At 64.9% G+C, this 12,684-nt stretch carries 8 protein-coding genes; 2 read left to right on the plus strand and 6 right to left on the minus strand.

Features of this window, described 5'->3' with window-relative positions; genetic code table 11:
• The first annotated feature begins 20 nt into the window (after positions 1 to 20).
• A complete protein-coding gene (locus tag NTZ26_11695; GenBank protein ID MCX6561159.1) occupies positions 21 to 2,009 on the plus strand; it encodes a CocE/NonD family hydrolase in 1,989 nt (662 codons plus the stop codon).
• Positions 2,010 to 2,179: 170 nt separating this feature from the next.
• Here NTZ26_11695 and NTZ26_11700 read toward each other — a convergent pair whose 3' ends face one another.
• From NTZ26_11700 to NTZ26_11720, 5 genes are all read right to left on the minus strand, one after another.
• Entirely contained in the window at positions 2,180 to 2,731 is a 552-nt protein-coding gene (locus NTZ26_11700) for a chromate transporter (GenBank protein MCX6561160.1), read from the minus strand.
• A 14-nt stretch (positions 2,732 to 2,745) separates the two neighbouring features.
• Entirely contained in the window at positions 2,746 to 3,930 is a 1,185-nt protein-coding gene (locus tag NTZ26_11705) for a Xaa-Pro peptidase family protein (GenBank protein ID MCX6561161.1), read from the minus strand.
• Positions 3,931 to 3,940: 10 nt separating this feature from the next.
• Positions 3,941 to 5,224 carry a peptide MFS transporter gene (locus tag NTZ26_11710; GenBank protein ID MCX6561162.1) on the minus strand — a complete coding sequence of 428 codons (1,284 nt, stop codon included), beginning with the start codon at positions 5,222 to 5,224 and terminating at the stop codon, positions 3,941 to 3,943.
• Between the two features lie 2 nt (positions 5,225 to 5,226).
• Positions 5,227 to 8,316: an aminotransferase class III-fold pyridoxal phosphate-dependent enzyme gene (locus tag NTZ26_11715; GenBank protein MCX6561163.1), complete on the minus strand. Its 3,090-nt coding sequence runs from the start codon at positions 8,314 to 8,316 to the stop codon at positions 5,227 to 5,229.
• Between the two features lie 96 nt (positions 8,317 to 8,412).
• Positions 8,413 to 9,696, minus strand: a complete 1,284-nt coding sequence (locus NTZ26_11720; GenBank protein MCX6561164.1) for a thioredoxin domain-containing protein — start codon at positions 9,694 to 9,696, stop codon at positions 8,413 to 8,415.
• Between the two features lie 83 nt (positions 9,697 to 9,779).
• On the opposite strand from NTZ26_11720, the gene NTZ26_11725 reads away from it, so the two are divergent.
• Positions 9,780 to 10,571, plus strand: a complete 792-nt coding sequence (locus NTZ26_11725) for a 5'-methylthioadenosine/S-adenosylhomocysteine nucleosidase (GenBank protein ID MCX6561165.1) — start codon at positions 9,780 to 9,782, stop codon at positions 10,569 to 10,571.
• Here the strand turns inward: NTZ26_11725 and NTZ26_11730 are convergent, their stop codons facing one another.
• Positions 10,572 to 12,632: a prolyl oligopeptidase family serine peptidase gene (locus tag NTZ26_11730; GenBank protein MCX6561166.1), complete on the minus strand. Its 2,061-nt coding sequence runs from the start codon at positions 12,630 to 12,632 to the stop codon at positions 10,572 to 10,574.
• Positions 12,633 to 12,684 lie beyond the last annotated feature (52 nt).

The following is a 12,684-nucleotide window of genomic DNA, read 5'->3' on the forward strand; positions in this document are numbered from 1 at the left end:
CGAAGAAAGAGGAGATTTCCATGTCCATCCAAAACCGAATAACGGCCATCCCGCTTCTGGCATTCCTCCTGGCCGGCGCGGCCTCCGCGGCCTTTGGCCAAGCCCCAGCTCCGGCATCCGCCGGCCTCGTCGTGCAAGCCAAGTTCGGCGATTACCCCGCCATAGCCATCCCCCTCTATGATTCCTGGGTTCGGACCTCCCAATACGTGAAGATGCGCGACGGCATCCGGCTGGCCGTCGACATCCTCCGGCCGGCCCGCAAGGGGTCCGTCGAAACCATGCCCCTGCCCGTGCTTTGGACCCACACCCGCTACCGGCGGGCTTCGGTCATGGACGGCAAGGTCCGGAGCTCCCTGGAGGCCCCGCATCTTCTAGCCCTGCTCAAGCGAGGCTATATCCTGGCGGCAGTCGACGTCAGGGGCGCCGGCGCCTCGTTCGGCGTCTCGAACGGCGTTTTCACTCCCGAGGAATCCGAGGACGCCCGGGAGATCACCGAATGGCTGGCCGTGCGGCCCTGGAGCGACGGCAAAATCGGCATGTTCGGCGGCTCCTACCTCGGCATCACCCAGCTCATGGCCGCGGCGCGTAAGCCGCCTCACTTAAAAGCCATCATGCCGATGGTGGCCCTTTTCGATTTATACGACATGGGCTCGCCCGGCGGCGTCTTCCGGGAGGATTTCACCAAGACCTGGAGCGACCTGACGCGGCAATTGGATCATCAGCCCGGTACTGCGCCGGTTGACGAAGACAAGGATGGGAAGCTCCTCAAGGCCGCCCTGGAGGAGCACCGCAAGAACCGCCCATTGATCGACATCATGAGCCCGCTCCGATTCCGGGACAGCCTGGACCAAGCCACCGGGACGCGGCCTTTCGCCCTCTGGGATCCCGCCTCCCATATCAAGGAGATCAACGAGAGCGGCATCCCGGTATACCTCTTCGGCGGCTGGTACGATTCCTTCACCAGCGATCAGTTCGCCCTCTGGCGAAACCTCTCCGTCCCCAAGCGATTGACCGTCGGAGCCTGGTCGCACTCGCCCAGGGATCCGGCCGTCGCGCGCGAGGAACTGGTCCTGCTGACGATCGAATCGCTGCGCTGGTACGATTACTGGCTCAAAGGCATCGATACGGGCGTCATGAACGACGCGCCGATCACCTACCAGGTCATGCTAAGCCCCGGGGCCGGCGAGTGGCGGACAGCGGCCGACTGGCCGCTGCCCGCGGCCAAGCCCGTCGAATTCTATCCGGGCCAAGGAAAGTCCGGGACCATCGGCTCGGCCAACGACGGCTTCCTGCGCCGCAAGCCGGCGGCCGAGGGAGCGGACGCCTTGACCATCGATTACTCGGCTACAAGCGGCACGGCGACTCGCTGGGACAACGCCGTCGGAGGCGGATTCGGCTGTCCCGATATGGCCGCCAACGACCGCAAGGGCTTGACTTACACGACACCGCTCCTGGGGGCGGACCTCGAAGTCACGGGAGCGCCCGTCGTTAAGCTTTGGATCGATTCGACCGCCAAGGACGCCGACGTCTTCGCCTATCTGGAGGAAGTCGACGCCAAGGGCATCTCGACCTATGTCACCGAAGGAGTTTTAAGGGCCTCCCAGCGGATCGTGAGCGGCGCGCCCTACAATAACGATGGTCTCCCCTACCACCGGGGCTTTGCCGAAGACGCCAGGGATCTCGCGCCGGGCGAGCCGGTCGAGCTTGATTTTGAGATGGAGCCCACCTCGAACGTGTTCAACGCCGGCCACCGGCTGCGGCTGACGATCACCGGCGCCGACAAAGACAACGCCCAAACGCCCGCCCTGACGCCGCCGCCGGTTCTGAAGGTGCACCGGGGCAAGGGCGCCCTTTCGGCTCTCGTCCTGCCGGTGGTGGGAAGCGTGCAGATGGCGGAACCGGGCGCCAAAGCGGCTTTTTCGCTGGCCCTCCTCATCACCCTGGCCGTTCTGGCCCTGGTCTTCTCCTTCACTTTCTTTTTACGACGACGGATGGTGACGAAGGCCTGAACCGGCGAGTCGGGCCGGCCGAGTATAAACCCGCTCGATACCCCGGGCTTTGCAGTCCTCAGCCGCGAAGCGGATGAGGGAGGGCTGAAGCCCCGGGGTATTTATAGGGTTCATACTGAGCGGCGCTTATATCCCCGATTTGAAAATCGGGGTTTGGCGCCGCGAATGTATCAGCGGTAGGCCAGAAAGCCCAACACGGCCGCCCCGACGATAAGCAGGACGGGGTGAACCTTGGTGAAGGTCAGCAGGACGAAGGCGGCCAGAACGATCAAAATCTTGTCCCAGCCGATGGTCAGGGCCGAAGCCCAGCCTTGAGCCTTGACGCCGAAGACGTTGGCGGCCATGTCGTAGGCGGTCCAGAGAAGAAAGCCGACGACGACCGGCCGCACGGCTTTGAGCATGGCCTTGACGGCCGGGCTGTCCTTGATGCTGTAGAAATAGACGATCATAACCAGCATGAGGAGGGTTGTCGGAAGAACCGTCCCTGCCACCGCCATGATCGCCCCGGGCAGGCGGGCCAGCTTGTAGCCGATGTAAGCCGAGACCTGGGGCGCGATCGGTCCGGGCAGGGCGTTGCTGATGGCCACGGCGTCGGCGAATTCGCTCGACGTGACCCAGCCGGCGTGGGTGACCTCGCGCTGCATCAAGGCCAGCGAGGCTGGGCCGCCGCCCCAGGAGAAGAGCGCCACCCGGGTGAAGATCCAGAAGATCTTGAACAGCATGGGCGCCTCCTCGCTTACCCGCCGACCAGGATCAGACGGGTCTGCGGGTCGGAGAGCCATTCGGCTCCCGTCTCGGTCACGACGACCATGTCTTCCACGGTCACAACCCCCCGTCCCGGGACGGTCAGGCGGGGCTCGATAGTGAAGACCATTCCCGGCTCCAGCGGCCGGAAGGGCTTGCGGGCGTATTTCTCCCAGGCCGGGCCGAGCAGCGCCGTTCCGTCGTGCGGGAAACGGCCGACCTGGTGGCCCAGCCCGTGCGGAAATTCCTCGTAGCCGGCCGCGGTGATGACGCCGCGGGCCGCCGCGTCGACGTCTTTCCCGAGCACGCCCGGTCTCATCGCCCGCTTCGATGCCTCGATCGCGCGGGTGATGGTTTCGAAGCCCCGCCGGACGTCGGCGGGCGCTTCAGTCTGACCCGGCTCGAGGATATAAAACGTTCTTTGCAGGTCCGAGCAATAGGCTTGGAACTTGACGCCGAAGTCCATATTCAGAACATGGCCGGGCTGGACCGTCCGCCCGGTCGGGCCGTAATGGGCCTGGGCGGTGTCGGGCCCGGTGAAGACGGCCGGGCAGGAGACCTCGCCCCAGGCCGACGGCAGGCCGCGGCGGACGCGCTCGGCCGTGATGAAGGAGGCGATCTCTTTTTCGGTCCGGCCCGGCCGGATGAACGGCGTCACCAAGGCAAATATCTCCTGCGTCTCCCGGATGGCTTCGCGGATAAGCCCGATCTCGGCCTCCGACTTGCGCTCCCGCAGGGCGGAGACCAGGCGTTCGGCCGAAACGAGCCGGTCGGCCAGCCCGATTTCGCCCAAGGCTTCGACCAGGGTCAGGTACATGCCGTGGGTCAGTCCGTCGCAGATCTCGCTGTCCTTGGAATAGTTGACGGCAATTGTCCGGGGCGAGGCGTCTTTGAGGATGGCCTGCAGGGGCTCCTTGAAGCCGGTGACGAAGGCCGTCACCTCGTCGTAGGCGCCCGTCTCTTCAACCGTCTTCTGATCGTAGCGGCCGACCACGGCCTTGGCCCGGCCGTCGCGGAAGACAAGGAACGACGAATGCCAAGTCACGTCGCCCGTGGTCAGGAACGGGAGCACGGGGTCACCCAGAACCTGACTCTCCCGGGTAAACGTCAGCCAGCAGTCCAGGTCGAATTCGCCCAGCAGGGCGCCAGCCTGGCGGATCTTCTCGCGAATCAGCATCGGAGTCTCCCTACCCGGCGAAGCGCCGGAGCCTTTTCATGAAGACGAGGATCAGTCCGGCGGACGCCGCCAGCAGTCCCGTCAGCAAAAGGAAGTACTGGTGGTGGGCGAACTTGCCGTAGGACTTGCCCAGCAGGCCCGAGCCGTAGCTGCCGAAGGCGGTGGCCGCATACCAGCCGCCCATCATCAGCCCGGCCAGCCGGGGTGGGGCCACTTTGGAAACATAGGACAGGCCCATCGGCGAGATCAGGATCTCGGCCAGGGTGACGAGGAAATACGTCCCGATCAGCCAGGTCGGCGACATGACGGCGATGTCCCGGTTGCCTCCGGCGAGACAGGCCAGGACCATGACGATCATGGACAGGCTCATGATCACCAGGCCGGAGAAGATCTTAACCGGGGTGGATGGCTCGCGGCCGCGGGCGTTCCAGCGGGCGAAGAGGGCCAACAGGATCGGGGTCAGGATCAGGATGAAGGCCGGCTCAAAGAACTGGTAAGTCTCCGGCCGGAGCCAGGACAGAGCCTTCGTCGAGCGCGCGGCGAAGAGGGTCAGGGCGAACCCGTTCTGGTAGAACCCGGTCCAGAAGAAGATGACGATGAGGAAGAGCAGGATCAGGGTCACGACCCGAATCCGATCCTCGGCCTGATCCGCGGGCGGCGCCGCGGCGGCCGCCGACATCCCCAGGGGTTTCGGGGCGCTCCGGAAATCGGCCGGAGCGATGGCCTTGTCCCCGGCCTGGAAAATGATAAGCGAGAGGACGAGGCCGACGGCGCAGATGGCGAACGAGATGTTATAGCTCCCCCAGACCACGCCGACGAGTGTGGCGCCCAGAGGGGCGATCATGGCCCCGAAGTTGACGCCCATGTAGAAGATGTTGAACGCGGCATCCTTGAGCTGGGGGCGGTCGACGTAAAGATTCCCGACCATGACCGACATGTTGACCTTGAAGATGCCGGTCCCGACGCCCACCAGGAGAAGACCGAGGAAGAAGCTCGTCGTCCGGGCGGCCGAGGAGGCGGCCAAAGCGACGTAGCCGGCGGCCATCAGCCCGGCGCCGATCTTGACCGTCGTCCGGCGGCCCAGGACCCGATCGCCCAGCCAGCCGCCCAGGAGGGGCATGAAATAACAAAGGGCCAGGAAGAGCCCGTAGATGTCGCCTTTCCGATCGTCGGGAAAGCCCAGCGTCTTGTCCATATAGAGGACGAGGACGGCGATCAGGGTATAGAAGCCGACCCGTTCCCAAACCTCAGTGCCGAGCATGAAGAGGAAGCCGCGGGGGTGGTTCTTAAGCATGCTTATATCCTCAGCGGGTCTTCGGACAGGATTCGCGCCAGGACCGCCAAGAAGAGGTCGGCGTCCGCGCGGTCGAAAACGAGCGGCGGCTTGATCTTGATGACGTTGCGGAAAGGACCGTCCGTGCTGACAAGCACGCCCTCCTCCCGCATCCGTTCGGCCAGATAAGCCGCCTGAAGCGGCGCCCGGGCCCGGGTCGAGGGATCGAGGACTAGCTCGAAGCCCAGAAAGAGCCCCAGCCCGCGCACATCGCCGATGATCGGAGCGGCCTCGGCCAGCCGCCGCAGGCCGGAGAGAAGATAAGCGCCTGTGTCCAGAGCGTTCCTCTGCAGGCCCTCGCCTTCGATGACGTCGAGGACGGCCAGTCCGGCGGCGCAGGCGACCGGGTTGCCGCCGTAGGTGTTGAAGTACTCCATGCCGTCGGCGAAGGCGTCGGCGATCGCCCGGGTCGTGACCACGGCGGCCAGCGGGAAGCCGTTGCCGATCGGCTTGCCCATGGTCACGATGTCGGGCACGACGGCCTGAGTTTCGAAAGCCCAAAAGGCCGATCCGGCCCGGCCGAAACCGACCTGGACCTCGTCGGCGATGCAGACGCCGCCCGCGGCGCGGACGACCCGATAGGACTCCGCCAGGAATCCCTCGGGCAGGACGATCTGGCCGCCGCAGCTCAAGATCGATTCGGCGATGAATCCGGCCGCGGGCCGTCCCTCCCCCGCCGCATGGACAAGAGCATCGGAAACCGCGCGGGCATATTTCGACCCCGCTTCCGGATCGCCGGCCCGGAAAGGCCCTTGGTAAAGATCCGGCATCGGAACAACATAGGTCCCCGGCGGACAGCCTCGGCCGCCTTTGCCGTTGAACTTGTAAGGGCTGATGGCGATGAGCGAGGTCAGATGGCCGTGGTAGGCGCCGTCTACAACGACCATGGACTCGCGGCCCGTGAACCGGCGGGCCAGCCGAAGGGCCAGGTCGTTGGCTTCGCTGCCGGAATTGACGAGATAGACGACCGCAAGCGAAGGCGGCAGCTTGGCCGTCAAGCGATCGATATAGCGCGCCAAATGATCGTGAAGATATCGGGTATTGGTGGCCAGGACAGCGGCCTGCCGCCGGACCGCCTCGACGACCCGGGGGTGGCAATGGCCGACGTGAGGGACATTGTTGACGGCGTCGAGGTAGATGCGGCCGGTGTCATCGTAAAGATGCTGGAGGAAGCCGCGAACGATCTTGATCGGATGGCAATAGGAAAGGCTCAGCGACGGGCCGAGGTGTTCGCGGCGGCTCTTGATGATCTCGGCGGGAAGGAGCGCGGGGTCGGCCAGCTCGTCCGCCGGCAGGCCGAGGATCAGATTGGGGTCGGGACAGAGGCTCGTCCAAATCTCCCTCTCCGAAGCCCGGGCGACGCCAGGAAAGTCCCCCTCCCGATCCAGCAGGTCGAGGATAATCTGGAAATGGAGATGCGGAGGCCAACCGCCGTTTTCGGGATCGGGGCCGATCGCAGCGAATGGCTCGCCCCTGCGGACGGGGCGGCCTTTCGCGAGCCCCGCCGTCGAAGCCCGGGCCAGATGGCCGTATAGAGTGTAGAACGCCGGCCCGCCCTCTTCGAGGCGGTGCTCTAAAATGACGGTCGGCCCGTAATCGTAAGGGCGCGCGTTGTCCGCGATGCTATGGACGACGCCGTCGAGCGGGGCGCAGACCGGCTCGCCCGCCTCGACGAACAGGTCGATGCCGAGGTGGACGGTCCGCCCCTCGGCCAGAGGATCGCCGGTCGGCCGGAAGGCGGGCCCGGCGTAGATGATCCGCGGCTCGTTATAACGGCCGAGGCCGAGCGCGGCGCCCCGCGTCTTCATCTCGCCGAACAGAATCTCCGTCAGACGCGCGGAGTCGACGGCTTCGGCCGGATCGGCGATGAGCAGCGTCCCGATCGACAGGTCGAAGACGGTCCGTTTCGAGGCCGGAGGGATTTCCCCCAGGACGGGGGCGAATCGTCCGGCCATCGACCGGAGGGCTTGGACGGCGGCAGCATGATTCGGACAGGGGGCGAAGCCTGCGGCCCGGCGGAGGACCGCCGCCGCGAAACGAGGATGGATGCTGTCCAATCGCTCCAAAAGAGCCCAAGCCGCGGCGTTGGAGATCTTAAGGTATTCGTTCCCGGGACGAAGCAAGGATTGGCGGGCGCAATTGGCCACGCTTAGGAGCAGCCGCAGGACGATGAGCGGATAGAGGAGGTCGATCTCTCCTTCGGGCATCGGAAGCTCAGCTTGGAAACCCGCCAGGACCTGGGCAGCCGCAGCCAGTGGGTCGGCCTTGCCCAGCATCGTATAGGCACAGGCCACGGCGGCGTCGGAAAGCGTGAAGGAGCGGACCATGTCCCCGAAATCGACCACGGCGGCGACGCGGCGCCCGAAGGACGCGTCGCCCGACGCAGCCGGGGCGACGATCACGTTGTAATCGTTGGCGTCGTTGTGGACGACGCTTCGGGAAAGCCGGCCCCAATGAGGTTCGGCATCGCGTTCGAGCCAAGCCAGGAATCGTTCCAGCAAGGCCCATCGGCTCGGCTCCCGGACAAGCCCGCCGTGTCGCCTGACGACCGCGATCCCGCCGTCCAGGTTCCAAACGAAAGGCCGCCCGGCCATGGGGTGTTCGAATCCGCTGAGTCCGCGGGCGATTCGTCCGACGGCCCGGCCGACGTCCCGTAGCAGCTCGGGGGAATGCGGCTTGACGGCGGCCAAAGGCTCGCCCTCGATGTAAGACACCAACCTGACGAAGTGGCGCTCGCCGCCGGCCGGCGAGAATTCCGAAATGAGGCTTCCCTCCAAGTTCGGCAAAACCTCCGGGACGAGCCCCGGGTCCGCGACCGCCAGCCGCCGCAAAGCGGCGTTCTGCATTTCCAGGACCGCGCGCTCTTCGTCGGGGTTGGCGATCTTGAGGACGAACCGGCCGGAGCCCGGCGCGGCATCGAGCCGCGTGAGCAGAAAATTCTGATCTCGCTCCCCAGGCAAGATCTCGGCCCGGGCGCGCAAGCCGAACAGCGATTCCGCCAGCCCGGCCGCGTCGGCGAGACCGAACCGGGGCGCGCGGTCGACGGAGGTCATGAGCGGGTCACCGGACGATGACCAAGCCGCGGATGCGGGCGAAGGTCTTGTTCTTGGTCCCCTTGATCTTCATCAGATTCTCAGCATAGACCGGGCTTACTTGCCCGTCTTGGGCTTGGCCTTGGGCCGGGTGTTTTCCCAGTTCTCGATGAACCGGCTCTGGGCCGGCTTTTCGGACATCTCCAGCACCGCCTGGAAGATGGCCTTCAGGTTGGCGTAGGGCAGGGTGCCGATGATCATCCGGCCGTTGATGATCATGGTCGGCGTCGAGCGGATGCCATGCGAGAACTTGTCCGAGGTCTTCTCGTACTCGGCCCCAGTCTGGATGATGCGTTCGACCATGGCCTTGGTCCCCTCGTCCGTCAGGGCGGCTTCCAGCCCATAGCGCTTGACGAGCTCGGCCCGCCACTCGGGCTTCTTGGCTTCCTGGAAGTTGGCGAAGATCTCCTCGTGGATCGACGGGAACCGGCCCGGATCGTAAGCCGCGATCAGGGCCAGATCACAGGCGCCCGGATGGATGTCTTTCTCGACGACATGGTTGCACTTGCCCTCGAGCGGGAAAAACTGATAAGCGATGTTCAGCTTGCCGGCGAAGTCCTTCTTCAGCTGGGACAGCTGCTGATGGAGGAACAGGCAGTCGGGGCAAGTGTAGTCGGAGAATTCGATGACCCGGATGGGGGCGTCCTCCCAGCGCTCGGTCGCCTGGGCGATCCGATAGGGGGAGATGAAGCTCGGCTCGGGGACGACGGCCAGGCTGAAGAACTCCTTGGCCATCTTGGCCGCCGTACCGCCTAGCTGGGCCTGCTGTTTGGCCCCATGGAATTCATGGAACCCGTAGCCGCCCGCCCCGACGACGACCGCGGACGCGATCAGGATGGCGAGGGAGGGCTTGAGGTAGGAGCCGAAAAAGCGGCCGATCCCCTTCCCGGCGCCGCGCAGCCCAAGCTTCCAGAACAGGAAGAAGCTGAAGAGCGAGAACAGATAGAACCCGCTGCACAGCAGGCAAAGGCTCTTGAGGACGAAAAGAGAGTAGCCCAGCAGGGCCAGAACGCCCAAGGCGTTAAGCAGGGAGAGGGACTTGTTGGTCCGCTCGAACCGGGGCGAGGGGAAGACCGCCCCCAGAACGACCAGCGATCCGACGACGAGGCCGAACCAGCCCATCGGAACGCCCCAGATCTGGGCGATCGGCGAGAAAGCCGAGCCGTCGCAGTTGAAGAAGGCGCTGATGTCGCAGAAGGCGCCTTTATAGATCGAATCGGGAAAATTGGCCAGGAAGAAATGGCGGATGGTCATGGCCGACGCGGCGATCATGCCGGCCCCGGCCAGGAAGCTCCATAAGCGCCGCCAAGGGTGCTGTCCGACGGTGAGGGCTTGCTCCATGGGGGTCTCCTGATGCGGCCCATTTTATCAAAAGAGCGGGTTTTTAAGTATACTTGCCTCTCATTCGTTTCAAGGAGTGCGGCATGAGAATCGTCATCCGGACCTGGGGGGCCATCATTCTTCTGCTGGCGACAGCCATCGTGTCCGCGCCTCGATCCGCCGGGCAGGCGCCGGAGCCCATCTCCGCCGCCGTCCTCGTCTCGGCCAATGCAGAGTGGGCCGTCGTCCGGACGCTGTTCCCGAACGAGGCTTACCAGAAATCCCCCTTCGGCGAATTTTTTCTCCGGGACTTTCGGCTCCCGGACGGATCTTCCCGACGCGTCCTCGTTTTTCACGGCGGCTGGGGCAAAGTAGCGGCTGCCGCCTCAACCCAGTATGCCATCGACCGTTTCGCCCCCGGCTTGCTCATCAACTTCGGAACCTGCGGCGGGTTCGAAGGAGCCATCGAGCGGAACTCGATCATCCTGGCCGACCGAACCGTCATCTACGACATCATCGAGCGGATGGGCGATTTTGAGGGTGCGATCCGAGACTATACGACCGACATCGACCTGACCTGGCTGACCGGGAAGCCGCCGCTCGACGTCGTCCGCGGGACGCTCGTTTCCGCGGATCAGGATCTGGACCCGGCGGCCATAGCCGGCCTGCGGAAAAAGTACGGCGCCGCGGCGGGCGACTGGGAATCGGGGGCCATCGCTTATACCGCGGTCCGTAACAGCAAGCGCGTCCTCATCCTGCGCGGTGTGACCGACCTGGTCAACACGCACGGCGGCGAGGCCTACGGCAAGATCGAAGTCTTCCAGGCCGCCTCCAAATCGATCATGAAGCGGCTCTTCGATTCGCTCCCGGCCTGGCTGGCAGCGGCCGGCAGTTGATCAGCCTGATATGCGGGCCTTAAGCCAGGCCGCCGCAGCCTTGAGCGTCTCCGCCCCCGGCCCCTCGTGGCCTTTACCCGCTTCGAGGCGGAACTCGACAACGGCCCCGGCCTTTTTAAGCTTCCCCACCAGCTCGATTGTCAGCTCGATCGGGCAGTTGCGATCCTCGGAGCCGTGATAGACGAAGATTTCCTTCCCGGCGAAGCAAGCTAGATTTGCCTCGTCCAGAAAGTCCACGTCCGCCCCCCACAGCCGCGGATGGCCGGCCCAGACCATCAGCCCCCGCCAGGGCTTGGGATTCTCGAAGAACGTCCGGTAGACGCCGTAACCGCCCATGGAGAATCCGCCCAGAAAGATTTTCTTTTCGTCCACGGAGAAATTGCCGAGCACATCGGCCAGAGCCTCGCGGATATCATCCTGGGCCCGATCACGGACATAGTTATTGGACGTGCCGCGGCCGTTCGGCGCCAGCACGATAGCCTCCGGCGCCGCAACATTGAGCCCTATGGGCAGACTGCGGTCGTCCTGGCCGCTGCCGTGAAGCCAGACGATTAGCGGGCACCTCTTATTGGGCGAATATTCGGCCGGCAGCTGGAGCGTATAGGGCTGAAGCGTACCGTCGACGGCCGAACGATAGGCCCGGCGGCGGCGGCCCGGGCTGACATCGCGGGCAACCGCGTCCACGCCCCCGCTTGCGTCCTCGATCGCGCCGGCCAGGACGGCGGCCTGAGACGGGAGGTCCTCGGGCGCGTCATAGGGCTTGAGCGCGGCCAGCCTACGCCTCGTTTCCTGCAGATGAAATCGCAGGCAGGCCAAGCTGGACGGCTTGAGCCGGTCCACGTTCGCCTCGAGCGCCTTGACCATACCGTCGCCGTCAAACGGGGGCAGGATGCTCAGGGAGAGAGAGGGCAGGCCTTTTTCGAGCTTGAGGGTGTACAGCCCCGCCTCCCAATGTCCCTTGTCGATCGTCTGCGTGACGACCTGCAGGCCGGGCCGGAGATTGAACGCCAGCCGCTTCTTGGAATTCCCCGCCGAGCCGGCCCCGGGAGTGGCCATCATGACGAAGCCGGTCGCGGTTGAGACGGCCGTGGATTCCGCCGCCGTGGCCGGCGTCGCCGCCGTGACGGCCAGGCGCGGAGCGAACAGTCCGCCCCGGTTCGATGCAGCGGTGCGCGGTTCGATCTCCACGATCGAGACGTAATTCTCGCGCTTGGGCGAAAGAACCGCCGCCCGGATCACGACCGGCTCTCCGGCCCGGATATTGTTGCGTTCAAGCACCGCGTAGGCTTGCGTCTCGCCCGCCGGGGTCGGCGGCTCGAAAGCCAAGCGGACGGAGAGTCGGGGCCTTTGCTCCATCTGAATGGAACCATCGGGAAGGACGAAATGGTATTTCCGTCCGGTCTCGCCGACGGCTTGGACATAGCAAAGATTGAAGCCGATCGCCTCGCTCAGCCAAGGGTGGTAGGGATAAACGTCGGCCCACGGGATGAGTATTTCGAGACCGGCCTTGCCTCCCTCGCTCCCCTCGCGGAACTGGGCTCGGCGGAGCGGCTGCATCACTACGTCGACGTTCCGGTACCAGATGAACTGCCGCTGCCAGCGTCTAGCCGGATCGGCGGTGGGTGTAAAGCCCAGGACGTAGAATTCTTCCGACGCCGCGCCGTCGGGCCGGGGCAAGGCCAATACGAGATGGCAGCCATCGCCGTTCTGATAGCCGCGGTCGCGAGCCGCGAACGCGGATTGGTCGGCTTCGATGAAGACATAGAAAAACTCGGTCCCGTAAGCCAATCGGTAAGTGACGTTCAAGCCGGGACCGGCCTCCCGGCCAGGCTCGTCGGAGGCGAAGCGGCGCACCGGCAGTCCCAGCAGGGCCTCATCGAGCCGGCCGTCGATGAAGGGGGGCTTGGCCAAAAAAGTCACGGCCGGACCGAGGTTGGCGTCGGCCGATGCCGGCCGTTGATTCGCCTGCACCGCCGTCGCGATTAAAGCAGCGGCCGCTATTAAAAGCCCGATCGCCGGGCGAATCAGAAGGCCGTCTTTTCGATTCACAATGGTTCGCACGCTTCGATTTCCTCGGATTTGGCGCTGCCTACAGATTATACGAAATCGGGAC

It is taken from the genome of Candidatus Aminicenantes bacterium, assembly GCA_026393855.1.
Classification (GTDB): Bacteria; Acidobacteriota; Aminicenantia; order Aminicenantales; family UBA4085; genus UBA4085.

Excerpts from the sequence above, each read along its gene's own strand:
- NTZ26_11720 (MCX6561164.1), bottom strand. The coding sequence starts at position 9,696 with ATGGAGCAAGCCCTCACCGTCGGACAGCACCCTTGGCGGCGCTTATGG.
- NTZ26_11715 (MCX6561163.1), bottom strand. The coding sequence starts at position 8,316 with ATGACCTCCGTCGACCGCGCGCCCCGGTTCGGTCTCGCCGACGCGGCC.
- NTZ26_11725 (MCX6561165.1), top strand. The coding sequence starts at position 9,780 with ATGAGAATCGTCATCCGGACCTGGGGGGCCATCATTCTTCTGCTGGCG.
- NTZ26_11695 (MCX6561159.1), top strand. The coding sequence starts at position 21 with ATGTCCATCCAAAACCGAATAACGGCCATCCCGCTTCTGGCATTCCTC.
- NTZ26_11700 (MCX6561160.1), bottom strand. The coding sequence starts at position 2,731 with ATGCTGTTCAAGATCTTCTGGATCTTCACCCGGGTGGCGCTCTTCTCC.
- NTZ26_11705 (MCX6561161.1), bottom strand. The coding sequence starts at position 3,930 with ATGCTGATTCGCGAGAAGATCCGCCAGGCTGGCGCCCTGCTGGGCGAA.
- NTZ26_11710 (MCX6561162.1), bottom strand. The coding sequence starts at position 5,224 with ATGCTTAAGAACCACCCCCGCGGCTTCCTCTTCATGCTCGGCACTGAG.